24 protein-coding genes are annotated in these 25,515 nt (G+C 61.5%); 12 read left to right on the top strand and 12 right to left on the bottom strand.

The genetic code is table 11. The features are described from left to right. Positions 1–8: 8 nt before the first annotated feature. Positions 9–905, bottom strand: coding sequence for a LysR family transcriptional regulator (locus HU722_RS01200; protein ID WP_065875672.1), 897 nt, complete (start codon positions 903–905; stop codon positions 9–11). A gap of 110 nt (positions 906–1,015) precedes the next feature. Here HU722_RS01200 and trpB point away from each other — a divergent pair, with 110 nt between their 5' ends. From trpB to HU722_RS01180, 4 genes are all read left to right on the top strand, one after another. Further along, positions 1,016–2,257, top strand: coding sequence for a tryptophan synthase subunit beta (gene trpB, locus HU722_RS01195; protein WP_065891274.1), 1,242 nt, complete (start codon positions 1,016–1,018; stop codon positions 2,255–2,257). Further along, a complete protein-coding gene (gene trpA / locus HU722_RS01190; RefSeq protein ID WP_065875606.1) occupies positions 2,257–3,066 on the top strand; it encodes a tryptophan synthase subunit alpha in 810 nt (269 codons plus the stop codon). Before trpB ends, trpA begins: the two co-directional genes overlap by 1 nt. Positions 3,067–3,202: 136 nt before the next feature. Further along, positions 3,203–3,643, top strand: a complete 441-nt coding sequence (locus tag HU722_RS01185) for an anti-virulence regulator CigR family protein (RefSeq protein WP_065875605.1) — start codon at positions 3,203–3,205, stop codon at positions 3,641–3,643. A 172-nt stretch (positions 3,644–3,815) separates the two neighbouring features. Beyond that, a complete protein-coding gene (locus HU722_RS01180; protein WP_065875604.1) occupies positions 3,816–5,474 on the top strand; it encodes a BBE domain-containing protein in 1,659 nt (552 codons plus the stop codon). Positions 5,475–5,511: 37 nt separating this feature from the next. Here HU722_RS01180 and HU722_RS01175 read toward each other — a convergent pair whose 3' ends face one another. The 6 genes from HU722_RS01175 to HU722_RS01150 all read right to left on the bottom strand — a co-directional run bounded on the left by HU722_RS01175 (position 5,512) and on the right by HU722_RS01150 (position 11,117). After that, positions 5,512–6,816 (bottom strand): MFS transporter, encoded by a 1,305-nt coding sequence (locus tag HU722_RS01175; protein ID WP_065875603.1) that lies wholly within the window; start codon positions 6,814–6,816, stop codon positions 5,512–5,514. A 114-nt stretch (positions 6,817–6,930) separates the two neighbouring features. Continuing rightward, complete coding sequence (gene dgoD / locus HU722_RS01170) at positions 6,931–8,079, bottom strand: galactonate dehydratase (RefSeq protein ID WP_012721479.1); 1,149 nt, start codon at positions 8,077–8,079, stop codon at positions 6,931–6,933. A gap of 48 nt (positions 8,080–8,127) precedes the next feature. Next, positions 8,128–8,748, bottom strand: a complete 621-nt coding sequence (locus HU722_RS01165; RefSeq protein WP_065875602.1) for a 2-dehydro-3-deoxy-6-phosphogalactonate aldolase — start codon at positions 8,746–8,748, stop codon at positions 8,128–8,130. A gap of 1 nt (position 8,749) precedes the next feature. Further along, positions 8,750–9,709 (bottom strand): 2-dehydro-3-deoxygalactonokinase, encoded by a 960-nt coding sequence (locus HU722_RS01160; RefSeq protein WP_065875601.1) that lies wholly within the window; start codon positions 9,707–9,709, stop codon positions 8,750–8,752. A gap of 96 nt (positions 9,710–9,805) precedes the next feature. After that, on the bottom strand, positions 9,806–10,135 hold the full coding sequence (locus HU722_RS01155; protein WP_065875600.1) for a DOPA 4,5-dioxygenase family protein: 330 nt from the start codon (positions 10,133–10,135) through the stop codon (positions 9,806–9,808). Between the two features lie 31 nt (positions 10,136–10,166). Further along, positions 10,167–11,117 (bottom strand): choline sulfate utilization transcriptional regulator, encoded by a 951-nt coding sequence (locus HU722_RS01150; protein ID WP_065875599.1) that lies wholly within the window; start codon positions 11,115–11,117, stop codon positions 10,167–10,169. 103 nt (positions 11,118–11,220) lie between these two features. On the opposite strand from HU722_RS01150, the gene betC reads away from it, so the two are divergent. The 3 genes from betC (at position 11,221) to HU722_RS01135 (ending at position 15,336) form a co-directional block, all read left to right on the top strand. Beyond that, positions 11,221–12,735 carry a choline-sulfatase gene (gene betC / locus HU722_RS01145; RefSeq protein WP_065880350.1) on the top strand — a complete coding sequence of 505 codons (1,515 nt, stop codon included), beginning with the start codon at positions 11,221–11,223 and terminating at the stop codon, positions 12,733–12,735. A gap of 18 nt (positions 12,736–12,753) precedes the next feature. Then, complete coding sequence (gene choX / locus HU722_RS01140) at positions 12,754–13,668, top strand: choline ABC transporter substrate-binding protein (RefSeq protein ID WP_065891275.1); 915 nt, start codon at positions 12,754–12,756, stop codon at positions 13,666–13,668. 99 nt (positions 13,669–13,767) lie between these two features. Then, positions 13,768–15,336 carry a SulP family inorganic anion transporter gene (locus tag HU722_RS01135; RefSeq protein ID WP_065875596.1) on the top strand — a complete coding sequence of 523 codons (1,569 nt, stop codon included), beginning with the start codon at positions 13,768–13,770 and terminating at the stop codon, positions 15,334–15,336. Between the two features lie 124 nt (positions 15,337–15,460). On the opposite strand, the gene aroE is transcribed toward HU722_RS01135, so the two are convergent. Then, positions 15,461–16,285 carry a shikimate dehydrogenase gene (gene aroE, locus HU722_RS01130; RefSeq protein ID WP_065891276.1) on the bottom strand — a complete coding sequence of 275 codons (825 nt, stop codon included), beginning with the start codon at positions 16,283–16,285 and terminating at the stop codon, positions 15,461–15,463. Next, positions 16,285–17,217 (bottom strand): oxygen-dependent coproporphyrinogen oxidase, encoded by a 933-nt coding sequence (gene hemF / locus HU722_RS01125; protein WP_065875594.1) that lies wholly within the window; start codon positions 17,215–17,217, stop codon positions 16,285–16,287. Before hemF ends, aroE begins: the two co-directional genes overlap by 1 nt. A gap of 159 nt (positions 17,218–17,376) precedes the next feature. On the opposite strand from hemF, the gene HU722_RS01120 reads away from it, so the two are divergent. After that, positions 17,377–18,354, top strand: coding sequence for a quinone oxidoreductase family protein (locus HU722_RS01120; RefSeq protein WP_065875593.1), 978 nt, complete (start codon positions 17,377–17,379; stop codon positions 18,352–18,354). Between the two features lie 131 nt (positions 18,355–18,485). Here the strand turns inward: HU722_RS01120 and tsaC are convergent, their stop codons facing one another. From tsaC to HU722_RS01105, 3 genes are all read right to left on the bottom strand, one after another. Then, the gene (gene tsaC / locus HU722_RS01115) at positions 18,486–19,043 is read right to left on the bottom strand and encodes an L-threonylcarbamoyladenylate synthase type 1 TsaC (protein ID WP_012721468.1); all 558 of its coding nucleotides are present in this window, start codon (positions 19,041–19,043) and stop codon (positions 18,486–18,488) included. A gap of 54 nt (positions 19,044–19,097) precedes the next feature. Next, a complete protein-coding gene (gene dprA / locus HU722_RS01110) occupies positions 19,098–20,192 on the bottom strand; it encodes a DNA-processing protein DprA (RefSeq protein WP_065946094.1) in 1,095 nt (364 codons plus the stop codon). A gap of 63 nt (positions 20,193–20,255) precedes the next feature. Next, positions 20,256–21,032, bottom strand: coding sequence for a peptidoglycan-binding protein (locus HU722_RS01105; RefSeq protein WP_065875591.1), 777 nt, complete (start codon positions 21,030–21,032; stop codon positions 20,256–20,258). A 135-nt stretch (positions 21,033–21,167) separates the two neighbouring features. Here HU722_RS01105 and def point away from each other — a divergent pair, with 135 nt between their 5' ends. The 4 genes from def (at position 21,168) to trkA (ending at position 25,400) form a co-directional block, all read left to right on the top strand. Continuing rightward, on the top strand, positions 21,168–21,674 hold the full coding sequence (gene def / locus HU722_RS01100; protein ID WP_049710796.1) for a peptide deformylase: 507 nt from the start codon (positions 21,168–21,170) through the stop codon (positions 21,672–21,674). Between the two features lie 69 nt (positions 21,675–21,743). Continuing rightward, the gene (gene fmt, locus HU722_RS01095) at positions 21,744–22,697 is read left to right on the top strand and encodes a methionyl-tRNA formyltransferase (protein WP_065891278.1); all 954 of its coding nucleotides are present in this window, start codon (positions 21,744–21,746) and stop codon (positions 22,695–22,697) included. Then, positions 22,694–24,004 carry a 16S rRNA (cytosine(967)-C(5))-methyltransferase RsmB gene (gene rsmB, locus HU722_RS01090; RefSeq protein ID WP_065880345.1) on the top strand — a complete coding sequence of 437 codons (1,311 nt, stop codon included), beginning with the start codon at positions 22,694–22,696 and terminating at the stop codon, positions 24,002–24,004. The genes fmt and rsmB overlap by 4 nt, the downstream gene beginning before the upstream one ends. 22 nt (positions 24,005–24,026) lie before the next feature. Next, entirely contained in the window at positions 24,027–25,400 is a 1,374-nt protein-coding gene (gene trkA, locus HU722_RS01085; protein WP_065875588.1) for a Trk system potassium transporter TrkA, read from the top strand. Positions 25,401–25,515 lie beyond the last annotated feature (115 nt).

The raw sequence follows: 25,515 nt of genomic DNA, 5'->3' as shown, positions 1-25,515 counted from the left end.
TTTACCCGCTAATCAGCCTGTCGCAACAGCTCAACCTTGAGCCACTGCGCCAGTTGCCCGGCGCGCCCGTCTGCGGCGCGCTTGGGTAGCCACAACGCCAGGTGCGCCGGGGTTTCACTGAACCCCCACGGCGCCACCAGGCGACCCGCCCGCAAATCCTCTGCTACCAGCGGTTCCGGCGCAATCGCCACACCCAGCCCTGCCACCGCCGCCTCCAGCAAATAATATAAATGCTCAAAACCCTGGCCGTGCTTCAACGCGCCCGGCTTGATGCCGTGTTGCTGCGCCCAGCTGGGCCAGGCTTGCGGGCGCGATGTGGTGTGCAGCAACGCTTCATCGCACAACGCAGCGGCGGGTGCCTCGCGCAACCGCTCGTAACCGGCAAAACGCGGGCTCATCACCGGGCCGATGCGTTCGCTGGCCAGTTCATACACCTGCATATCCGCCGGCCAAGGCGGTTCGGCGAACACCAGCAGCGCATCCAGGCCGGGGCGGCGAGGATCAAGATCACCGTCACCTGCCGACAGGTGCAGGCGCAGATCCGGCAAGTCCGCATTCAAGCGACCCAGGCGCGGGATCAACCAACGCGCCAGCAGGCTGCCTGAACAGCCAAGCACGAAGGGCGCGTCAGCGCTGGCCTGGGTCAGCTCTGCACATGCATCCCTTAATCGCTCAAAGGCTTCGGCGCTGGCATCCCGTAGCCGCACGCCGGAATCTGTGAGTTTAAGGCCGCGCCCATCCTTGACGAACAAGCTGACACCCAGGTGTTCCTCCAACACCTTCAACTGCCGACTGACGGCGCCGTGGGTCACGTGTAATTGTTCGGCTGCTTGGCTGACGCTGTTCAGCCGCGCGGTGGCTTCAAACGCGCGAAGGGCATTGAGGGGTGGAAGGTCTCGGCTCATCTGTGAGTTTTCCTGACAGGTTACGGCGATCTTATCGGTTTTCAGCATAGGCCGTCAGGGGTAGAGTGGCCCTCATTGTTTCTCATACCGATTCTTTCCTGGAGCGTCCCATGACTCAGTCCCAGACCGATCTACGCAACGGCCCTGACGCCAACGGCCTGTTTGGCGCGTTCGGCGGCCGTTACGTTGCTGAAACCCTGATGCCGTTGATCCTCGACCTGGCCCGCGAATACGAAGCGGCCAAGATTGATCCGGCATTCAATGAGGAATTGGCTTACTTCCAGCGCGACTACGTCGGGCGCCCGAGCCCACTGTATTTCGCCGAACGCCTGACCGAGTTCTGCGGCGGCGCCAAGATCTACCTCAAGCGCGAAGAGCTGAACCACACCGGCGCGCACAAGATCAACAACTGCATTGGCCAGATCCTCCTGGCGCGGCGCATGGGTAAAAAACGCATCATCGCCGAGACCGGCGCCGGCATGCACGGCGTGGCCACTGCCACCGTAGCCGCGCGTTTTGGCCTGCAATGCGTGATCTACATGGGCACCACCGACATTGAGCGCCAACAGGCCAACGTGTTCCGCATGAAGCTGCTGGGCGCTGAAGTGATCCCGGTGGTGGCCGGTACCGGCACCCTGAAAGACGCAATGAACGAAGCCCTGCGTGACTGGGTGACCAACGTTGAAGACACTTTCTACCTGATCGGCACCGTGGCCGGCCCACACCCGTACCCGGCGATGGTGCGCGACTTCCAGGCCGTGATCGGCAAGGAAACCCGTACCCAGCTGCAAGCCCAGGAAGGCCGCCTGCCGGACAGCCTGGTCGCATGCATCGGCGGTGGCTCCAACGCCATGGGCCTGTTCCACCCGTTCCTGAATGACACCAGCGTCGAAATCATCGGCGTGGAAGCCGCCGGCCACGGCATCGAAACCGGCAAGCATGCCGCCAGCCTCAACGGCGGCGTGCCGGGCGTGCTGCACGGCAACCGCACCTTCCTGTTGCAGGACGACGACGGCCAGATCATCGACGCCCACTCGATCTCAGCCGGCCTGGACTACCCTGGCATCGGCCCTGAACACGCCTGGTTGCACGATATCGGCCGCGTCCAGTACACCTCGGTGACCGACGATGAAGCCCTCGATGCGTTCCACAAATGCTGCCGCCTGGAAGGGATCATTCCTGCACTGGAAAGCGCCCACGCCCTGGCCGAAGTGTTCAAACGCGCACCGACCCTGCCGAAGGATCACCTGATGGTGGTCAACCTGTCCGGCCGTGGCGACAAAGACATGCAGACCGTCATGCACCATATGGAAAACTCTCTACAAGAGCCAGCCAAGCAGGAGAAACACTGATGAGCCGCCTGCAAACTCGCTTTGCCCAACTCAAAGAACAAAACCGCGCCGCCCTGGTGACCTTCGTTACCGCCGGCGACCCAGGCTATGACACCTCGCTGGCCATCCTCAAAGGTTTGCCCGCCGCTGGCGCCGACGTGATCGAGCTGGGCATGCCCTTCACCGACCCGATGGCCGACGGCCCGGCGATCCAGTTGGCTAACATCCGTGCGCTGGAAGCCAAGCAGAACCTGGTGAAAACCCTGCAAATGGTCCGCGAGTTCCGCAAGGACAACAATGACACGCCGCTGGTGTTGATGGGCTACTTCAACCCGATCCACAAATACGGTGTGCCGCAGTTCATCGCCGACGCCAAGGAAGCCGGTGTGGATGGCCTGATCGTGGTCGACATGCCGCCTGAGCATAACGGCGAACTCTGCGACCCGGCCCAGGCCGCCGGTATCGACTTTATCCGCCTGACCACGCCGACCACCGATGACGTGCGCCTGCCGACCGTCCTCAACGGCAGCTCCGGCTTTGTGTACTACGTGTCGGTAGCCGGTGTGACCGGTGCTGGCGCCGCTACCCTGGAGCACGTCGAAGAAGCCGTGACTCGCCTGCGTCGGCATACCGACCTGCCGATCAGCATTGGTTTCGGTATCCGCACCCCGGAACAAGCCGCAGCGATCGCGCGCTTGGCGGACGGTGTGGTGGTGGGTTCGGCGCTGATCGATCACATCGCCAATGCCAGCAATGACCAACAAGCCATCGACGGCGTGTTGAGCCTCTGCGCGGCGCTGTCGGAAGGCGTACGTAACGCCCGTAAGTAAAGGCCCCGTAACCAGTAGGTAAAGTTCCTGATACAGAGGAATCAACCCGCTCGGGCACAGCCTAAACAGCAAGACCAAGGGATTTCGAACCTCGTTCGAGATCCCTTTTTTGTGTGTGTGCCCTGAGGAATACCCGATGAAAATGCCCAAATCCGTGATTGCAGGCCTTGGCGTGCTGGTGCTCGGCGCCAGCGCCCTGGTGCAGGCCGCGCCGTACGACCAAGGCGGCCCTGACCGTGGCGGTCCACCAGGCCAGCACGAACAACGTGGCGACGAGCATCGCGGCCCGCAGGACAACCGTCGCGGCGGCCCACCCCAGGATTTCGGCCCGGTGCGGCAGATCATCCACGACAATCACGGCCAGTTCTCCCGTGGCGCACCGCCACCGCCGAATGTGCGCCTGGTGCGTGGCCAGCCGTTGCCGCGTGGCTACTACGGCGAACGCCTTGACGGCCGTGCCCTGGCACGCCTGCCGGTGTACCCGGGTTACGAATGGCGCCGCTCCGGGCCGGATGTGGTGCTGATCGCCGTGGGCACGGGCGTCGTTTATGAAATCCTGGATGGCGTGTTGAACTGACCACGCGACAGCTGCATTTCTTCCGCTAGGCTTGGAGGGGAACACACCGTTCCCCTCTTAACCCACTTCATGCCTATTGCCGTCTAACCACCTCTGCAAGCCACGTATTTCTTGCCTCTCGGTCGTTAAGTTATTCGCATCAGAAGTCATCTTTGGCTCCCCGGAGTACAACATGGCATTTGATCTCATCACCGCATCGGACCGCCGCCACTCAACCTTACAAAAAGGCTTCAACCTGCGCTGGCCACTGGGCAATGTGCAGGGTCAATCCGCACCTAATGGCGCCGACCTGATTTACCTTTGTTACACCCCGCAGGACATCATCGCCGCAGCCGCTCAGGCGCTGGCGGTGCCCAATGGCCGGATCACCGTGCGCAGCGGCGGTCATTGCTATGAAGGTTTCGTGTCGAACAAGATGCCCAACAGCATCAATGAGGCACTGTCGATTCTGGATATCAGCCAACTCAACCAAGTGCTGTACGACGCCAACGGGCAGATCCGCTCCGACCTGGTACCCACCTCACCTCATCGCTACAGCTTTCGCCTGGAAGCGGGCGGCCAGAACTGGGACGCCTACGTAGCGCTGTACAAATTGGCTAACAAGAGCCTGCCCGGCGGCTCGTGTTACTCGGTCGGGCTGGGAGGCCATATCTGCGGGGGCGGCTATGGGTTGCTGTCGCGCAAGGATGGTTTGGTGTGCGACTGGTTGAGCGGTGTCGATATGCTCGTGCCAAACGCCCAAGGCGACGGCCTGATACCGGTGCATGTAGCCCGCAATAGCACAGATCAGGACGAGCTGGATCTGTTTGCCGCGTGCTGCGGCGCAGGCGGCGGGCAGTTCGGGATTATCACCAGCTACTACTTCGAAGACTTGCCTGACGCCCCCAATGAAGTGCTGTGGCTGGTGATGGAGTGGGACTGGTCGCTGCTGACCAAGCCAGCGCTCGACAACCTGCTGACGGCTTATCAGGACTGGTTTGCCCGCAACCAAGCCCACCCAGACACCTGGGGCCTGGCGACCAAGTTGGAAATGCGCCATCAGAACACCGGCAATGTCACCCTGGATGTTCATTATGTGGACAAGGATGGCGGGCTGAATGATCGGGCAGCCTTCGATGATTTCGTGACCGCCATGCTCAATGCCATCGGCATTCCCGCCACCGAATGCCTCAGCCAACTACCCACGACCCACCTGCCACGCAGCAACCCGGCAGGGCGCACGATCAACTCACTGTCGACGGCGCTGGCGGCCACACGTCAAATGGATTGGCTGCATTGCCAGCAGACACTCAACGGGTCCGGGCCCAACCAGCGTGGCCGGTATAAGTCGGCTTACCAGACAGGCGTGTTCACCCCAACGGTGCTGCAGGCGATCTGGGACACGCTGACGTGGAATGACTCTGAGAAATTTCTGACTCAAAGCCTGATCCAGATCCAGTCGTTCGGTGGGCAGATCAATGAAGCCAGCGCCGCAGTCCGCCGTGAATCATCAGTCGCGCAGCGCTCGTCGTACTTGAAGTGGCAACCACAGTGCTATTGGCGTGATGAAGAGATCGCGGCGGATCAAGCACATGAGAAGTGGATCCAAGGGTTGTTTTTCGCAGCCTTCGCCAATGACAGTGGCGTTCCGGTCAATGCCCAATTCCAGGGGTGCTACATCAATTACCCGGACCGCGACATGCTGTTTATTGGCGGTGACCCAAGCAAGGGCCTGAACCCGCAGTGGTACAAGATCTTCTTCCCTGACCTCATGATCGAAAGCCGCCTGCGCCGCACCAAACAGCGCTGGGACCCGCTGAATGTGTTCCGCAACGAAATGTCTGTGCCATGACCCAGGGCAGAGGGCGACCGCGAGGTCGCCCTTTTTTTTACAACTCGATCCGCTCGACCTTGCCGACCAGCAAGATGTAGGACAGCGCCCCAAGCAACGCCAGCACCGCGATATAGGTAATCGCTGGCGCAAACGAATCACCGCTGGCCAGAAAGCCAATCACGATCGGCGTGGCAATCGCCGACAGGTTGCCGATGAAGTTGAACACACCACCTGTCAAACCCAGCAGCCGTGCAGGCGCGAGAGTCGAGACCAGCGACCAGGTGATCGACGCCAGGCCATTACCAAAGAACGCCACCGCCAGGAACGCAATCACCCACGCGGTCGAGTCCACATAGTTGGCGCCGATGATCGCCGTGGAAATCAGCAAACCGCCAATGATCGGCAGCTTGCGTGCAAAACCCACCGACGCGCCGCGACGAATCAACCAGTCGGAAAAAAGCCCGGAACACAGCACACCGACAAACGCCGCAAGGAACGGCAGCGATGCCAGCAGGCCGGACTTGATGAAGTCCATGCCGCGATACTTCACCAAATAGGTCGGGAACCACGTCAGGAAAAACCACAGTGTGGAGTTGAGGCAGAACTGCCCCAGGTAGATCCCCCAGAGTTTGCGCTTGCTCAACACGATGCCCAGGTCGACCCAACTGAACGGCGCCTTGACGGTTTTTTCCTGCATGTCGACCAGCCCGCCGCCTTCACGGATCAGCTCGATTTCCGCAGCGTTCGCGCCTTTGAAATCCTTGGGCTCGCGGTACACCGCGTACCAGATCACCGCCCACACAATCCCCACGCCACCGGTCGCCACAAACACCATGTGCCAGCCAAACGCATGCTGCAGCCAAGCCAGTACCGGCGTGAGAAATGCCAGCCCGACAAACTGGCCCGAGGTGTAGACGCCAATCGCCGTGGCGCGCTCACGCTCGGGAAACCAGGTGGTGACCACACGGCTGTTGATCGGATAGGCCGGCGCTTCCAGCGCGCCCACCGCCATGCGCAGCACGAACAACGCGATAAAGCTGGCGGCGAAGCCGAGCATTACGGTGGCGATGGACCACAACAGCAGTGCTGCGGTGTAGAGGATGCGCGGTGGCACGCGATCGACCAGCCAGCCACCGGGGATTTGCATGGCGGCGTAAGTCCAGCCGAAGGCGGAGAAGATCAGGCCGACGTGCACCGGGTCGATCCCCAGTTCACTGGTCAGCGCCGGGGCGGCGATCGACAGGTTGCTGCGGTCGAGGTAATTGATCACCACGGTGATGAATAACAGCACCATGATGAAAAAACGCTTTCTGGTAGGCGTGACTAAAGACGCCTGCCCGGTGAAGGATTCAGGGTGCATGAGGGGGTGCCTCTTCTTATGTTTATTGAGGACAAATCTTGCTGAAAGAACCCGGTCAATGTGGGAGCAGGCACGCCAGCGCCCACATTTTGAATGGGTTTCTTCAGAGAACTATCACCACTCGGCAAAGCTGCCGTCGGCATGGCGCCAGATCGGGTTGCGCCAGCGATGGCCGATGGCCGCGCGTTCGATCACGTATTCCTCGTTGATCTCGATACCCAGGCCCGGTCCGTTAGGGATTTTCACGAAGCCTTTGTCGTAATCAAATACACGCGGGTCCTTCACATAGTCGAGCAAGTCGTTGCTCTCGTTGTAGTGAATGCCCAGGCTTTGTTCCTGGATAAACGCGTTGTAGCAAACCGCGTCCAGTTGCAGGCAAGCCGCCAAGGCAATCGGGCCCAGCGGGCAGTGCAGGGCCAGGGCCACGTCGTAGGCTTCGGCCATGTTGGCGATCTTGCGGGTTTCGGTGATGCCGCCGGCGTGGGAGGCGTCCGGCTGGATGATGTCGACGTAGCCTTCGCTGAGCACGCGCTTGAAGTCCCAGCGCGAGAACAGGCGCTCGCCCAGGGCAATCGGGGTGCTGGTCAACGGTGCCAGCTCCTTGAGGGCTTCGTAGTTTTCGCTGAGCACTGGCTCTTCGATAAACATCAGTTTGTACGGGTCCAGTTCTTTCATCAGCACCTTGGCCATGGGCTTGTGCACCCGGCCATGGAAGTCGACGCCAATGCCGACGTTCGGGCCGACCGCATCACGCACGGCGGCGACGTTGGCCAAAGCCAGGTCGACTTTTTCGAAGCTGTCGACGAACTGCAATTCTTCGGTACCGTTCATTTTCACCGCAGTGAAGCCACGGGCCACGGCTTCCTGGGCAGCACGAGCGGTGTCGGCCGGGCGGTCGCCGCCGATCCACGAGTACACGCGAATCTTGTCACGTACCTGGCCACCGAGCAGGTCGCTGACCGACACGCCAAGAGCCTTGCCCTTGATGTCCCACAGCGCCTGGTCGATACCGGCGAGGGCGCTCATGTGCACGGCGCCGCCGCGGTAGAAACCCCCGCGATAGAGCACGGTCCAGATGTCTTCGATGTTGCGTGGGTCTTTGCCGATCAGGTAGTCGGACAGTTCTTCGACGGCAGCCGCCACGGTGTGGGCGCGGCCCTCGACTACGGGCTCACCCCAGCCGGTCACACCCTGGTCGGTCTCGACCTTGAGGAAGCACCAGCGCGGCGGGACGATAAAGGTCGTCAGTTTGGTGATTTTCATCTGTTATCTCTCTTATAGATGCGGCGCCTGTGGGCGCGAAACTTGAATTCAGTTCAGGGCTTTCCAGGCGGCGACATAAGCCTGGGCGCGGCTCGCTACCTGATCCACTGTCATGCCCGGTTTGAACAACCCGGAACCCAGCCCGAAGCCTTTGGCGCCGGCGTCGATAAACACCTGCATGTTGTCCGGGGTGATGCCACCCACCGGCAGCAACAACGTGCCTGCCGGCAATACCGCCAGCCACGCCTTGATCACCGACGGGCCCATTTGCTCGGCCGGAAACAACTTCAACACATCGGCACCTTCGGCCAGTGCGGCGAAGGCTTCGGTGGGCGTTGCTACACCCGGTGAAAGGAACAGGCCCGCTGCTTTGGCGGCGCGCAATACCTTGGCATCGCTGTGGGGCATCACGATCACCTGGCCACCAGCGGCTTTCACCTGCTCGACCTGCTCAGGCAGCAACACCGTACCGGCACCGATCAGGCAATCGGCGGGCAGGCTGTCGCGCAGGGTGCGGATGCTGGTGTAAGGGTCGGGCGAATTCAGCGGGACTTCGATCACCCGAAATCCGGCCTCGTACAGCACCTGGCCAACGGCCTTGGCTTCGTCCGGGCGGATACCGCGCAGGATGGCGATCAAACCGTTTTGCGCGAGTGCTTGCTTGAGCATGTCAGGCCTCCGATACAGGTTGAGTGAGCCCAGCCGCCACTGCCAGTTGCCACAGGCCGCGTTCGCTGGCTTCCTGCGCCAGGCTGACGTGGGCGAAGCCGCAGAGGGCGAGGGCGCGTTGATAGCGGGCGCAGAGTGGCGCGGCACCGACCAGAATGATCGGCGTGTGTTTGGCCTTGCCGGGCAAGCCGGCGAGTTCATGGCCGATGAGCAAACCCGAGAGGTAATCGGGCTGTTCGTCGGGGGCGAGTTCGGCGGTGAGCCCAAGGGTGCGCGCGCTGAACAAGGTGGACAGCACGCCGCGCTGGCCGTCTTTGGAGAGCGCCACTTGCACGCCTCGGTCAAAGGCTTCGGCCTGGAATATTTCGGACGGTTGCTGGGTACGGCCGAGGATGCTGTGCTTGCTCAGTACTGCAAACAGCTCACCGGTCATGAAGGTGTCGAAGTGAGTGATGCAGCCATCGACCACCTCGACCCACTTGGAATGGCTGCCGGGCAGGCCGATCAATACATCGGCGCCCAACCCTTGCAGCACGCCCAATACTTGGGTTTCTTCGCCGCGCATCACGTTGGGCAAACCGTTTTGCTCGATCACACCGGGCACGATATGCACATCAACCCCGCGCAGGCTGCGCACCTTATGCAGCGCCTGGCCCAAGCGGGCGACGTCGACGGGCGTATTGCGATAAGCCGCTTCGCTCCAACCCTGGGCGCTGCCGACCATACCGCAGGCGATCACCGGGAGGTCGGGTTGCGCCTCAAGCCAATCCCCGCAGGCCGCGTCGAACGCCAACTCAAAGCCATCGCTGCAGCGCACGCCGGCGATGTCGCGGGGCTCGCTGGGCAAATGCATGATGCCCCACGCCAGCGAGCGCTGTTCCAGCACTACGCCTGCGGGGCCGAGTTTATAAGCACGAAGGGAACTGGTTCCCCAATCGAGCGCGATCAATTGCGCCTGCATCGCTTCACCTGAGTTCTGAGCGGATGCAGCGAATATAAACCTACGCGCGAGGAAGTCTCAATATATAAATATCAATCCCATATTTAGGGATGGCATTTAAGAAAAAGCTGACAAGTTCAGTTCCCGCATGGCCCCCATCCAGATGGCATAGTCGGTGTGATCTTTCAGGTCATCGCCGGTATCCGGGTGCAGGAACACCACCAGCCCATTGCGATGGATGACCAGCCACGGCAACACCACGCCAATGTATTCGGCGTCGAACGCGAGCTGGCAGCTCCAGTCCGGGTGCGGGCCCACGGGCCGTTCGTGCACACGGCCCATGCGCAGCGGGAAAAGCTTGGCGGCGTCTTCGCACAAGGTGCGCGCCTGCTCAATGGTGCTGGCGTCAAAGTAGATATGGGCGTGATAGCCCTTGATACGTTGCATGACCGACTCCGGATCCAATGTGCGCCAAATCCTAGACCGCAATGGACGGCAGGGCCAGCCCGGTCAGCGACTGCGCGCTGCTGGCCTGCTCGGCCACCAGCCAGTCGACAAACCGCTCCACCAGCTGCCCCCGGCGTTTGCGTTGGGGCTGCACCACGTAATAGCCGAAACGCGAGATGACGGTGTCGCTGAGCGGTCGGCACAGCCAGTTCTGCTCCAACAGGTTATCCACCAGATGGCGCCAACCGATGGCCAGACCCTGGCCGGCAATCGCGGCCTGGATCAGCAGCGTGTAGTTGTCGAAGCGCAGTTGGCCGGGCGTGGGCGCCGTGGCGATGCCCAGTTCGCGAAACACGCCGCTCCAGTCGAACCACTGGCTGTTATTTTCCTGGCGCAGGTGCAGCAAGGGGAAATCGTGCAAATTTTGTACAGTCAGCGGTGTGGCCTGGTCCTTCAGCCACTGCGGGCTGCACACCGGGAACACTTCCTCGTTGAACAACCACAGGCTGTCGCCCTGCTTGAAACGCCCGTCGCCAAACAGCACCGCCACATCGATATCGCTGCGCAGGGTGGCGTGGTTGCGTTCGCTGGTCACCAGGCTCACATCCACCTGGGGGTTGGCTGCGTGAAAGCGATGCAAACGCGGCATCAGCCAATAGGCGGCGAATGCGAAGTCGGTGGCCACTTGCAGCACTTCGTGCTGATCCTGCTCGGTGATCGCACTGAGGCCCGCGTTGATGGCCTGCAAACCGCCCTGCACATGCTCGAACAACAGGGCACCGGCGTCGGTCAGTTCGATACCCCGGTAGATCCGATCAAACAAACGGATCGCCAGTTGCTCTTCCAGGCGCTTGATCTGCTGGCTGATGGCCGGTTGGGTGGTGCCCAGCTCCATCGCGGCGGCGGTAAAGCTGCGGTGGCGCGCTGCGGCTTCGAAGGCGCGCAGCAAATCGAGGGACACGTCACCGAGGGCTTCATACATAAGCTGTGCTTATCCTAGACATTGCTTTTCATGGGCTTTACCCCAATTTCCATGGGCTGCATGCTCATTCGCATAAACACCGCCTATGGAATGCCGAGAACCCATGAAGCGCAAGAACATTCTTTTTATCATGGCCGATCAAATGGCCGCGCCGTTGCTTCCGTTCTACGGTTCTTCGCCTATCAAGCTGCCTAATCTAAGCCGCCTCGCTGCGCAGGGCGTGGTGTTCGACGCGGCGTACTGCAACAGCCCGCTGTGCGCACCGTCGCGTTTCACCCTGGTCAGTGGCCAGTTGCCGAGCAAGATCGGCGCCTACGACAACGCCGCCGATTTCCCCGCCGATGTACCGACCTATGCCCACTACCTGCGTCGCCTCGGCTACCGCACCGCGTTGTCGGGCAAGATGCACTTTTGCGGGCCAGACCAACTGCACGGTTATGAAGAACGCCTGACCAGCGATATTTACCCCGCCGACTACGGTTGGGCGGTGAACTGGGACGAGCCGGACGTACGACCCACTTGGTATCACAACATGTCCTCGGTGCTGCAAGCCGGCCCGTGCGTGCGCACCAACCAGCTGGATTTCGACGAAGAAGTGGTGTTCAAGGCGCAGCAATACCTGTTCGATCACATCCGCGAGGACGGCGACCAGCCGTTCTGCTTGACCGTGTCGATGACTCACCCACACGATCCGTACACGATTCCCAAGCCATTCTGGGACCTGTACGACGACGCCGACATCCCGTTGCCTGCAACACCCGCGCAAGGTGATCTCGACCCGCACTCCCAGCGCCTGCTCAAGGTCTACGACCTGTGGGACAAGCCGCTGCCTCTGGATAAGATCCGTGATGCCCGCCGTGCCTACTTCGGTGCGTGCAGCTACATCGACAACAATGTCGGCAAGCTCCTGCAAACGCTGGAAGACACCGGCCTGGCTGATGACACGATCATCATCTTCTCCGGCGACCACGGCGACATGCTTGGCGAGCGCGGCCTCTGGTACAAAATGCACTGGTTTGAAATGGCCGCCCGCGTGCCGCTGCTGGTCAGTGCGCCGGGGCAATTCGCGCCGGGCCGCGTAACCCAAGCCGTCTCAACCGCCGACCTGCTGCCAACCCTGGTGGAACTGGCCGGCGGCGAGCTTGACCCGCGCCTGCCGCTGGACGGCCGCTCGCTGGTCCCGCACTTGCAAGGGCAGGGCGGGCACGACGAAGTGTTTGGCGAATACATGGCCGAAGGCACTATCAGCCCGCTGATGATGATTCGCCGGGGTGCCTACAAATTCATCTACAGCGAAGACGACCCTTGTCTACTGTTCGATGTACACAACGACCCGCACGAGCGGGAGAACCTCAGCCAGTCACCGGAACACCGGCCACTGTTCGAGGCGTTTTTGAGTGAGGCGCGGGCCAAATGGGACATCCCGACGATCCACCAACAGGTGCTCGCCAGCCAACGCCGCCGCCGCCTGGTGTTTGAAGCACTGACCCAAGGCAAGCTGAAGAGCTGGGATCACCAGCCATGGGTAGACGCCAGTCAGCAGTACATGCGCAACCACATCGACCTCGACGACCTGGAGCGCAAGGCACGTTATCCACAACCCTGCCAAAACCAATAAATAGACTGAGGGAAGGCCATGCAAAAGTTGACTGTAGTGCTGGGTATGTGGGTGTTGAGTAGCGCCAATGTGTACGCGGACGCCAGTTGCGAGACCGTGAAGATGGCTGATCCGGGCTGGAGCGATATCGCCGCCACCAATGCCATCACCGGTTTTTTGCTGACGGGCATGGGCTATAAGGCCAAGGTCGACACCCTCGCGGTGCCAATCACTTTTGGTGGGCTCAAGGACGGCCAGGTGGATGTGTTCCTGGGCAATTGGATGCCGGCGCAGCAGGGCTTTTACGACAAATTCGTGGCCAATGGCGATGTGGTGCAACTGGCGAAAAACCTCGACGGCACCGAGTTCACCCTCGCCGTGCCCGACTACGTATGGGACGCCGGGGTGCATGACTTTGCCGACCTGAACACGTTTGCGGACAAGTTCGACAAGAAAATCTATGGCATCGGCTCCGGTGCGCCGGCGAATATCTCGCTGCAGGAGATCATCAAGAAGAACGACTTCGACCTCGGCCAATGGAAGCTGGTGGAGTCCAGCGAACAGGCGATGCTTGCCGAAGTGTCGCGGGCCGTTAAGAAACAGAAATTCGTCACCTTCCTTGGCTGGACGCCACACCCGATGAACGTGCAGTTGAAAATGCACTACCTCAAAGGAGGCGAGAAATACTTTGGCGACACCGGCAGCGTGTACACCCTGACCCGCAAAGGTTACGCACAGGCCTGTCCGAACGTAGGCAAATTGCTGACCAACCTGAGTTTTACCCAGGAGATGGAGAACAGCATCATGGCTGAGGTGGCCAACAACAAGGTCAGCAATGCGGATGCGGCGAAAGCGTGGATCAGGGCGAATCCGGCGGTGCTGGATAAATGGCTGGACGGCGTAAAAACCCTGGATGGCAAGGACGCGTTGGCGGCGGTAAAAGCCAAACTCTAAAGCCCAACACCAATCCCTTGTGGAAGCTGGCTTGCCAGCTTCCACAAGATCCGGTGTGTACTGATACCCTGAGCCAAACCTTTTCTACCCGAGCCTTCGATGCCCCGGCCCAACCGCCACACACTTTTCCCCTTCCTCGCCTGGCTCCCGCGCCAAACCCGCGCCAGCGTCGGACGCGATGCAATCGTCGGTCTCAGCGGCGCCGTGCTCGCGCTGCCGCAGTCGATTGCCTACGCGCTGATCGCGGGTCTCCCACCCGAGTACGGACTGTATGCCGCGATCATCCCAGTATTGATCGCCTGCCTCTGGGGCTCATCCTGGCACCTGATCTGCGGCCCCACGGCGGCGATCTCCATTGTGCTCTACGCCAGCGTCAGTCCGTTGGCCGTGCCGGGGTCACAGGACTACATCACGCTGATCCTGCTGCTGACATTCCTTGCCGGGGTGTTTCAGTGGTTACTCGGCATGCTGCGCTTTGGCACTTTGGTGAATTTCGTCTCCCATTCGGTGGTGCTGGGTTTCACCCTGGGTGCTGCGGTCGTGATCGCACTGGGGCAGTTGCCCAACCTGCTGGGCCTGGATTTGCCGAGCCAGGCCACGGCAATCAAGAGTTTACTGGCGCTTGTGGATCACGGTGGAGAATGGGACCACGCCTCTCTCACCCTTGGCCTGGGCACTTTGTTGGTCGGCGCACTGCTCAAATACCTGGTGCCCCGCTGGCCGACGCTGTTGATCGCCCTGGCACTCGGCAGCCTGGCGGCGTGGCTGTGGCCAGCCCTGTTCGGACATGTGGCACGGGTCAGTTCGTTTATCGGCAAACTGCCACCGTTCAGCCCGTTGCCGATGGACCTGGACATGATCCTGCGCCTGCTGCCCAGCGCCGTGGCGGTGGGCATGTTGGGGCTGGTGACCAGCCTGTCGATTGCCCGCTCGCTGTCGGCGCGTTCACAGCAATTGCTTGATGCCAACCAGGAAGTCCGTGCGCAGGGTTTATCCAATATCGTTGGCGGATTTTTCTCCGGCTATCTGTCGGCCGGCTCCTTTACCCGCTCGGGCCTCAGCTATGAGGCGGGCGCCTGCTCGCCGTTGGCCGGCGTGTTTTCGGCGCTGTGGGTGGCGTTGTTCGCGTTGTTGGGTGCGGCGCTGATCGCGCACATTCCAATCCCGAGCATGGCCGCGAGCATCCTGCTGATTTGCTGGGGTTTGGTGGACCATCGCGGCATTCGCGCGTTGTTCCGCGTCAGTCGCGCTGAGTTTGTGGTGATGAGTCTGACGTGCGTGGCGACCTTGTTGCTGGAGCTGCAAACGGCGATTTACGCCGGGGTATTGGCGTCGCTGTTTTTCTATCTCAAACGCACGTCGCAACCTCGGGTTCAGCAATGGCGAGACGGGGATGAAGATGTGCTGCGGGTGGGCGGCTCGATCTTTTTTGGCGCCAGCCATTATCTGCAGGTACGCCTGCAAAGTTTGCAGGGCGAGCGGGTGGTGATTGAGGCGCAGCAGATCAACTTTATCGATTATTCGGGGGTGGAGATGCTGCACCAGGAAGCGCGGAGGTTGAAGGGGTTGGGGCGAAGTTTGACATTGCGCCGGGCCAGGCCGCAGGTGGTGGAAGAACTGAAGAAGCTCGAAGGACCGGCAAACTGCCCCCTCCATTTCGAAGACTGAACGCAGTTAAAACTGTGGGAGCTGGCTTGCCTGCGATAGCGGTGGATCAGCCATTACATCTGTATCTGCTGGACCGCCATCGCAGGCCAGCCAGCTCCCACATTAGATCTTCATGGGCGTGAAATCAGTTGGCAGCCAACTGCCGGCGCAGCTCAGCCAACACCGGCGCCGACTCCGGGCGCACACCGCGCCACAGGTAGAAAGCTTCGGCCGCTTGCTCCACCAACATGCCCAACCCATCCATTGCCACGGCTGCGCCTTGTTCAGTCGCCCAGCGGCAGAACGGGGTAGGTTCCTTGGCATACATCATGTCGTAGCAAAAGGTCTTACCCGGCTCGATCAGGCTGCCAGCAATCGGCGGTACATCGCCTGACAGGCTGGCCGACGTAGCGTTGATGATCACGTCCACCGGCTCACGCAGCCAGTCGAACCCACTGGCAGACACCGGGCCCAGATCGGCAAACAACTCGGCAAGCAACTCCGCCTTTTCCACCGTGCGGTTGGCGATGATCAGCGAAGCCGGCTGCTCGGCCAGTAACGGCTCCAGCGCGCCGCGCACCGCCCCACCGGCGCCCAGCAGCAGGATGCGTTTGCCTTGCAACGTCAACCCGGCGTTGACCTTGAGGTCGCGCACCAGGCCAGCACCGTCGGTGTTGTCGCCGAGCAAGGTGCCCTCGGCGAGTTTACTCAACGTGTTCACCGCGCCAGCGCGTTGGGCGCGCTCGGTGAGGGTGTTGGCCAGGCGGTAGGCGTCTTCCTTGAACGGCACAGTCACATTGGCGCCACGGCCTTGTAGGAAAAACTCACGGGCGCAGCCGGTGAAATCCGCAAGCGGCGCAAGCAAGGTGCTGTAGTCCAGTTGCTCGCCCGTCTGCTCGGCGAACATGCGGTGGATCAGCGGCGACTTGCTGTGGCCGATGGGGTTGCCAAATACCACATAACGATCCATCAGACCGCCGCCTTGGGCGCAGCGATGCCCAGCCAATCGCGGTCTTGCAGGAAGTAATCGGTAAGGCGCGCTTCTTCGCTGCCAGCCTCAGCCTTCCAGTCATAGCTCCAGCGCACTTGCGGCGGCAGCGACATCAGGATCGACTCAGTGCGCCCGCCCGATTGCAGGCCGAACAGGGTGCCACGGTCGTAGACCAGGTTGAATTCAACGTAGCGGCCGCGACGGAATTCCTGGAATTCGCGCTGTTGCTCGGTGTACGCGATGGCCTTGCGCCGTTGCACGATCGGCAGGTAGGCGTCGATAAAAGCGTCGCCGATGGCGCGGATGAAGGCGAAGCAGGTGTCGAAGTCCCACTCGTTCAAGTCATCGAAGAACAGGCCGCCAATGCCACGCGGTTCGTTGCGGTGCTTGATATGAAAATAACTGTCGCACCAAGCCTTATAGCGCGAATACACGTCCGCGCCGAATGGCGCACAGGCCTGCTCGGCCACGCGGTGCCAGTGGATGCAGTCTTCTTCGTTACCGTAGTAGGGCGTGAGGTCGAAGCCGCCGCCAAACCACCACACCGGCTCTTCGCCTTCTTTTTCGGCGATGAAAAAGCGCACGTTGGCATGAGAGGTCGGCACATGGGGATTATGCGGGTGGATCACCAGCGACACGCCCAGGGCCTCAAAGCCGCGACCGGCCAACTCTGGGCGATGCGCGCTCGCGGACGGTGGGAGACCGCTGCCAAATACGTGGGAAAAGTTAACGCCGCCTTTTTCAATCACCGAACCGTTTGCGATCACACGGGTGCGACCGCCGCCGCCCGCAGGCCGGGTCCAGGCGTCTTCGATAAAACGAGTGTCCGTCTCGAAGGTTTCCAGGGCGCTGCAAATGCGGTCTTGCAGGTCAAGCAGGTAGGCTTTTACGGCCTCGGTGCGGGTAGTCATGGCATCACCTTGAATCGGGCAAAGCTACGCGAAGCCATTGGGCGTCGGCGGCAAATGGGCGCACAGGATAACACCGCACCCCATTGCGTCGCAGTTGACGAAGATCAAGCTTAGGAGTTCGATAGGCGGCTACGCGAGTTCGAACCAAGGAGAAGGCAGATGGCAAAACGTATCCAGTTCAGTGCCCATGGCGGCCCCGAAGTGCTTGAGTATGTCGACTACACGCCAGCGGAGCCTGGCCCGCAGCAGGTTCGCGTGCGTAACGAGGCGATCGGCCTGAACTTCATCGACACCTATTTCCGCAGTGGTCTGTACGCGCCGCCAGCCCTGCCATCGGGCTTGGGCGCAGAAGGCGCCGGCGTGGTCGACGCGGTCGGCAGCGAAGTCACCCAATTCAAGGTCGGCGACCGTGTGGCCTACGGCAGTGGTCCGTTGGGTGCCTACAGCCAATTGCACGTGCTGCCCGCCGCCCACCTGGTGCACCTGCCGGACGAGATCAGCTTTGAACAAGCGGCCGGCGCCATGCTCAAGGGCCTGACCGTACAGTACCTGCTGCGCCAGACCTATGAAGTGAAAGCCGGTGAAACCATCCTGTTCCACGCCGCTGCCGGTGGCGTGGGCTCGCTGGCCTGCCAATGGGCCAACGCCCTGGGCGTGAAGTTGATCGGTACCGTCAGTTCGCCGGAAAAGGCCGCACTGGCCAAATCCCTCGGCGCCTGGGAAACCATCGACTACAGCAAGGAAAACGTCGCACAGCGTGTGCTGGAATTGACCGACGGCAAAAAAGTGCCGGTGGTGTACGACGGCGTCGGCAAGGACACTTGGCTGACCTCGCTGGACAGCGTGGCGCCGCGCGGGCTGGTGGTGAGCTTCGGCAACGCGTCAGGCGCGGTGGATGGGGTGAACCTGGGGATTCTGTCGGCCAAGGGCTCGCTGTATGTCACCCGGCCTACCTTGGCGACCTATGCCAATAACCCGCAGAACTTGCAGGCGATGGCTGATGACCTGTTCTCGATGATCAAGAGCGGCAAGGTGCGTATTGATATCAACCAGCGGTATGCGCTGGCGGATGCGGCGAAGGCGCAGACGGCGTTGTCGGGGCGGCGGACTACTGGGTCGACCATTCTCCTGCCATAAGGCTATGGATATCTGGAGTCTGTAAGGGCCTCATCGCGGGCAAGCCCGGCTCCCACATTTGACCGCGTTGTCATGAAGGACACCGATCAACTGTGGGAGCCGGGCTTGCCCGCGATGGCCATGACTCGGTCTCAGGAAGGCCGCACCACCTCACCCGTCACCAAATCCCGAATCAGGCTCGGGTTCTTGCGCCCACCCAACGCACCACCCAACACCAGATCCACCTGCCCACGGAAATACTGCTCCACGCGAATCCGTGTGCGCGCAGCCGGGCGCCCCTGAGGGTTGGCCGAGGTGGAAATCAACGGCCCCACCAACGAGCACAAATCCCGCACCAGCGGATGATCAGTGACCCGCACCGCCACGGTGTCGTGCACACCTGTTACCCATTCCGGCAGCAACCCCTGGTGAGGCACCAGCCAGGTGTTCGGGCCAGGCCAGGTGCTGGCCATGCGATCGATCCAATCCTGCGGGAAGTCTTCGAACAGAAAGTCGAACTGGCGGATATTGTCCGCCACCAGGATCAGGCCCTTGTCCACCGAGCGGTTCTTGATGGCGAGCAAACGGTCCACTGCTTCTTCATTCCACGGGTCGCAGCCCAAGCCCCAGACCGCTTCGGTCGGATAGGCAATCACCGCGCCTGCGCGAATTTCTCGTGCGGTTTCCAGCACACGCCACCGGTTGACCATTGTTTACTCTCCAGACTAAAGCTCTGCGCAGTTTACCGATCTTCTTTACAAAACCTAGCAGCGCGCAAGCCAGCGCCCATTTTCACAGATAACCTGACCTTCCAGCTCCAACTCGGTCAGCGTCGCCAGCACCTGGGACAACGGGCGCCCGCTGGCAATCACCAAGGCCTCACTGGTCTGGGGTGCTGCGTGCAACAGCGCCACCAGCGGATGGATGACAGGCATCGGCGCCGGGCGCGACAGCGCTTGCCAGCCACGCAAACCTTCAAGGATGTGCTCGATGGTCTCCACCAGCACAGCGCCGTCGCGGATCAACTGATGACAGCCCTTGGCGCCGGGATGATGGATGGAGCCCGGGATCGCATACACCTCACGCCCCTGTTCGGCGGCCAGCTTCGCGGTGATCAGCGAACCACTGGCCATGCTGGCTTCCACCACCAGTACGCCCAGGGACAAACCACTGATGATCCGGTTACGCCTGGGGAAGTTGCTGGCCTGGGGCGGTGCGTCCAGTGGAAACTCGGAAACCACGGCGCTGCCCTGGTCAATCATCGCCTCCGCGAGCCGTCTGTGGCGTTGTGGATAAAAATTTTCGAGCCCAGTGCCGAGTACGCCGATTGTCTGACCGCCCACATCCAATGCCGCTTGATGGGCTGCGCCGTCGATGCCTAATGCAAGGCCACTGGTGATGACAAAACCGGCGCTCGCCAGACTGCGCGAAAACGCAGCGGCGGTGTCCATACCAGGACGAGAAGCGCGACGACTTCCGACCATCGCCAGTTGCGGTCTTTCCAGGATTGAAGGGTCACCGGCGACGAATAAAAGCGGCGGCGCATCGTCAATCTCGGCGAGCAGAGCGGGGTACTCCGGTTGGTCCCACATCAGCAAATGCTGGGTCGGGCACGCCAGCCAGGCCAATGCCGCACTGGCGCCGTCGCGGATCTCATGACTGCGCCGGGCATCGGCGCTGATGGCTGGCAACCCCAGCGAACGCCAGGCACTCGCAGGCGCGCTGATGGCCTTTGACGCCGAGCCGAACGCTTCGATCAGTAAGCGAAAACGCTTCGGACCCAGTTCCGGCAGCCTGTGCAAGCGTAGTCGGGCTTCCAGTTCTGACGGGGATACTTCGCGGTTGTTTATGGGATGCATGTGATCGTCCTTGACCGGAACAAGCTGTGGATAACTCTGTTGGTAACTTATTTAGCAGGCTATTTATTGTGTTTGATGGGCAGTCTTGAAACGGTCCATTACCGCCAGCGGCCGTGAAGCACTGAGCACCAGGCCGTAACTGAGCTTTTCGTAGGTGCGAAACACCAGCAGGGTGCCGGCGCGTTCATCAGGGAGTTGCGTCGGCGCGCCAGTGAGGCTGTCGCGGACGGTGGCGCCGGTCTTGATCACGCTGAGCAGTTGGCCTTCGACCAGACCATCGCGTCGGCCTTTGTTGAGGGTCACCGCGTCGAGCACGCCGATGTGCGTAACACCCTTGGGGATATCGATGATGTGTCCTTCAACAAAGGGCACGGTGGGCGCGGTCGCAAGCGTTGTCGGATCGATAGGCGGTTGTGCACGCAGCAAGCGGTCTCCGGGGCGCACCTCCTGCGTGACGCGCTGTACGGTCAGGGTAGTAAGGTCGCCCGCCACGACAAATCGCGCAGTACCAATGTCGTCAGCGTTAACGCCCAACAGCTCTTTAGTCACCGGGTCGGTGTAAACCTTGCCTCGTCGGAATATTCCGTAATTCGGCTGGGAAGGCTCCAAGTCGCCCCTGGCATATACCCGCTCGCCATTGGCACCCAGCACTCGGCCAGCATGGGCGGCAACGATGTACGGCGCGTTGTCCAGGTCTCGAGGCGAATCAAGAATGCGGTTATGCAGTAAAAAGCGCTGGATAGCCTGTTGCGTCGGCTGATCCAGCCGCTGCACAGGCGGCGGCACCAGGGCCATGGCGAACGGGGCCCACAACAGCAAGACGAGTAGCGATTTCCTCATGGGGTGAATCTCCTTTATTATGTGCGTTCGCGTGAAATGCCAGAGCCTTCGCGGCTTTTGGGTGTTTCACACCGGCGGTCTGGGTCCATCCCAACGCCGATTTGCCTCTACCTCACATGTGCAGCAATTACGCTTATGGCTATTTTGAACATCCTCGAATTCCCCGACTCGCGCCTGCGCACTGTCGCCAAGCCGGTGGCCGTAGTGGACGACAAGGTTCGTCAGTTGGTCGATGACATGTTTGAAACAATGTATGAAGCCCCGGGCATCGGCCTCGCCGCTACCCAGGTCAACGTGCATTTGCGTGTCGTGGTCATGGACCTGTCGGAAGACCGCAGCGAGCCGCGGGTGTACATCAACCCCGAGTTCGAACCGCTGACCGAAGAGATGGGCGAATACCAGGAAGGCTGCCTGTCGGTGCCGGAGTTCTATGAGAACGTCGAGCGACCGCTGCGCGTGAAGATCAAGGCCCTGGACCGCGACGGCAAGCCGTTCGAGCTGATCGCCGAAGGCCTGCTGGCGGTGTGCATCCAGCACGAGTGCGACCACCTCAACGGCAAGCTGTTTGTCGATTACCTGTCGACGCTCAAGCGCGACCGGATCAAGAAGAAGCTGGAAAAAAAGCATCGCCAGCAAGCTTGATGCCCTCCTTCCAAAGGCTTGCTGCGGCAAGCCTTTTTCTTTTGTGACTGCTTTTAACCGAGACCACCCATGACCGAGCCACTGCGCATTGTTTTTGCCGGCACTCCTGAATTCGCGGCCGAACACCTGAAGGCACTGCTTGCCAGCCCTTATGACATCGTCGCGGTGTACACCCAGCCGGATCGCCCGGCCGGTCGTGGGCAAAAACTGATGCCGAGCCCGGTCAAGCAACTGGCGCTGGAACACAACATTTCCGTGCTGCAGCCGCCAACCCTGCGTAACACCGAGGCTCAGGCCGAGCTGGCGGCCCTGAAGCCGGACCTGCTGGTGGTGGTGGCCTACGGCTTGATCCTGCCGCAAGTGGTGCTGGATATTCCGCGCCTGGGTTGCATCAACAGCCATGCGTCGCTGCTGCCGCGCTGGCGCGGCGCGGCGCCGATCCAGCGCGCGGTGGAGGCGGGTGACAGCGAAAGCGGCGTAACCGTAATGCGCATGGAGGCGGGTCTGGACACCGGCCCGATGCTGCTGAAAGTCACCACCCCGATCACCGCCCAAGACACCGGCGGCAGCCTGCACGATCGCCTTGCCGAGCTGGGCCCGCCCGCCGTAATCCAGGCCATCGCCGGCCTGGCTGCCGGCACCCTGGAAGGCGACGTGCAGGACGACAGCCTGGCCACCTACGCCCACAAGCTGAACAAAGACGAAGCGCGCATCGACTGGAGGCGCCCGGCCGTGGAGCTGGAACGCCTGGTACGCGCCTTCAACCCGTGGCCGATCTGCCACAGCACCCTCAACGGCGAAGCCTTGAAAGTACTGGCCGCGACCCTGGCCGAGGGCACAGGCGCGCCGGGTGAAATCATCGGCGCCAGCAAGGACGGCCTGTTGGTCGCTTGTGGCGAACAGGCGCTGTGCCTGACCCGTCTGCAATTGCCCGGTGGCAAGGCGCTTAATTTCAGCGATTTGTTCAACAGCCGTCGTGAGAAGTTTGCCCTGGGCACTGTTCTCGGGGTGGTCGCCCAATGAACCCGCGTCTGGCCGCCGCCAAGGCCCTTGCCGCCGTGCTCAACGGCAAGGCATCGCTGAACAGTTCGCTGCCCACGCAGATGGATAAGGTTGAAGACCGTGATCGCGGCTTCACCCAGGACCTGGCCTTTGGCACTGCTCGTTGGCAGCCACGCTTGTCGGCACTGGCCGCCAAGTTGCTGCAAAAGCCGTTCAAAGCTGCGGATGCCGACGTCGAGGCGCTGCTGCTGGTGGGCCTCTATCAGTTGCTCTACACCCGCGTACCCGCTCACGCCGCCATCGGCGAGACGGTCGGTTGCGCCGACAAGCTGAAAAAGCCCTGGGCCAAGGCCTTGCTCAACGCCGTGCTGCGCCGCGCCCAGCGCGAGAGTGAAGCGCTGCTGGCCGAACTGGAACATGACCCGGTGGTGCGCACCGCCCATCCGCGCTGGCTGCAAAAATCGTTGAAGGCGTTCTGGCCTGAGCAATGGGAAGCCATTTGCGCAGCCAACAATGCGCACCCGCCGATGATCCTGCGGGTCAATCGCCGTCATCACAGCCGCGACGCCTACCTGCAATTGCTCACCGACGCTGGCATCAACGCTACGCCGTGCGTGTACAGCGTCGACGGCATCGTGCTCGAAGCGGCCGCCGATGTGCGCAGCCTGCCGGGCTTTGCAGAAGGCTGGATCAGCGTGCAGGATGAAGCCGCACAATTGGCTGCCGACCTGCTCGACTTGGCGCCCGGCCAACGCGTGCTCGACGCCTGCTGCGCACCTGGCGGTAAGACCTGTCACATTCTGGAAGTCGAAACAGACCTCGCCGGTGTCGTCGCTGTCGACCTCGAAGCCAAGCGCCTGGTGCGCGTGCGGGAAAACCTTGCACGCCTGGGCCTCAGCGCCGAGCTGATCGCCGCCGATGGCCGTCACACCGCCACCTGGTGGGACGGCAAACCGTTCCAGCGCATTCTGCTCGATGCACCGTGCTCCGCCACCGGTGTGATCCGCCGCCACCCAGACATCAAGCTCACCCGCCAACCCGACGACATTGCCGCCCTGGCCGTGCTGCAAGGCGAGCTGCTCGACGCGCTGTGGCCGACCCTGGAAGTCGGCGGCATCCTGCTCTACGCCACGTGCTCCACCTTGCCGACTGAAAATACCGAGGTGATCGAAGCCTTCCTCGCCCGCACCAGTGGTGCTCGGGAGCTGGATCTCGCCACAACCGCCGGCATCAAGCAGCCCCACGGTCGCCAACTGCTGGCGCAAGAAGGCGGACACGATGGCTTCTACTACGCCAAACTGATCAAGATTGCCGCCGCGCGCGGCTGAATGGTTTTAAGGGAGTGACCGGATGAAAATCATCATCCTTGGAGCAGGGCAGGTCGGCGGCACGCTGGCTGAACATTTGGCCAGCGAAGCCAACGACATCACCGTGGTCGACACCGACGCCGAGCGCCTGCGCAACCTCGGCGACCGCCTCGACATCCGCACCGTACAAGGCCGCGCGTCGTTCCCGACGGTGCTGCGCCAGGCCGGTGCCGATGACGCGGATATGCTGGTGGCTGTGACCAACAGCGACGAAACCAACATGGTCGCCTGCCAGGTCGCTCACACCCTGTTCCACACCCCGACCAAAATTGCCCGTGTGCGCGAAGCGGCCTACCTGACCCGCGCCGGTTTGTTCGACAACGACGCGATTCCAGTGGACGTATTGATCAGCCCGGAACAGGTGGTCACCCACTACATCAAGCGCTTGATCGAAATTCCGGGCGCCTTGCAGGTAATCGACTTTGCTGGCGGCAAGGCGCAACTGGTCGCGGTGAAGGCCTATTACGGCGGCCCACTGGTCGGCCAGCAACTGCGCCAGTTGCGTGAGCACATGCCCAACGTGGAAACCCGCGTCGCGGCGATTTTCCGGCGGGATCGGCCGATCCTGCCGCAGGGCGATACGGTGATCGAAGCCGACGACGAAGTCTTCTTCATCGCCGCCAAGGCGAATATTCGTGCCGTCATGAGCGAAATGCGCCGACTCGATGAGACCTACAAGCGCATCGTCATCGCGGGCGGCGGGCAGATCGGCGAGCGATTGGCCGAGGCCATCGAAAGCCGCTATCAGGTGAAGATTATCGAGATGAGCCCGGCACGCTGCCGGCATTTGTCCGACACCCTCGACAGCACCGTCGTACTCCAAGGCAGCGCCTCGGACCGCGACCTGCTGATGGAGGAGAACATTGCCGACGCGGATATCTTCCTGGCCCTGACCAACGATGACGAAGCCAACATCATGTCCTCCTTGCTGGCCAAGCGGCTGGGCGCGAAGAAGGTGATGACCATCATCAACAACCCGGCCTATGTCGACCTGATCCAGGGCGGCGATATCGACATCGCCATCAGCCCGCAGCTGGCCACCATCGGCACCTTGCTCGCCCACGTGCGCCGGGGCGACATCGTCAGCGTGCACTCCCTGCGCCGTGGCGCGGCGGAAGCCATCGAGGCCATTGCCCACGGTGACTCGAAGTCGAGCAAGGTGATCGGCAAGGCCATCCGCGATATCGGCTTGCCGCCGGGGACGACCATCGGCGCGATTATTCGTGACGAAGAGGTGATCATTGCCCACGACGATACGGTGATCGAAACCGGGGATCATGTGATCCTGTTCCTGGTGGATAAGAAACATATCCGCGATGTGGAGAAACTGTTCCACGTGGGGTTGAGCTTCTTCTAAATCGGGTATTCCACTGTGGCGAGGGAGCTTGCTCCCGTTGGACTGCGTAGCGGTCCCGTAGATTTTGCGAGCGATTCGCACTCGAGCGGGAGCAAGCTCCCTCGCCACAACAGCC

Origin of the sequence: Pseudomonas tritici (assembly GCF_014268275.3) — a bacterium.
Classification (GTDB): Bacteria; Pseudomonadota; Gammaproteobacteria; order Pseudomonadales; family Pseudomonadaceae; genus Aquipseudomonas; species Aquipseudomonas tritici.
The sequence above is the reverse complement of the archived record's forward strand: the minus strand, read 5'-3'. Positions and strand labels throughout refer to the sequence as shown.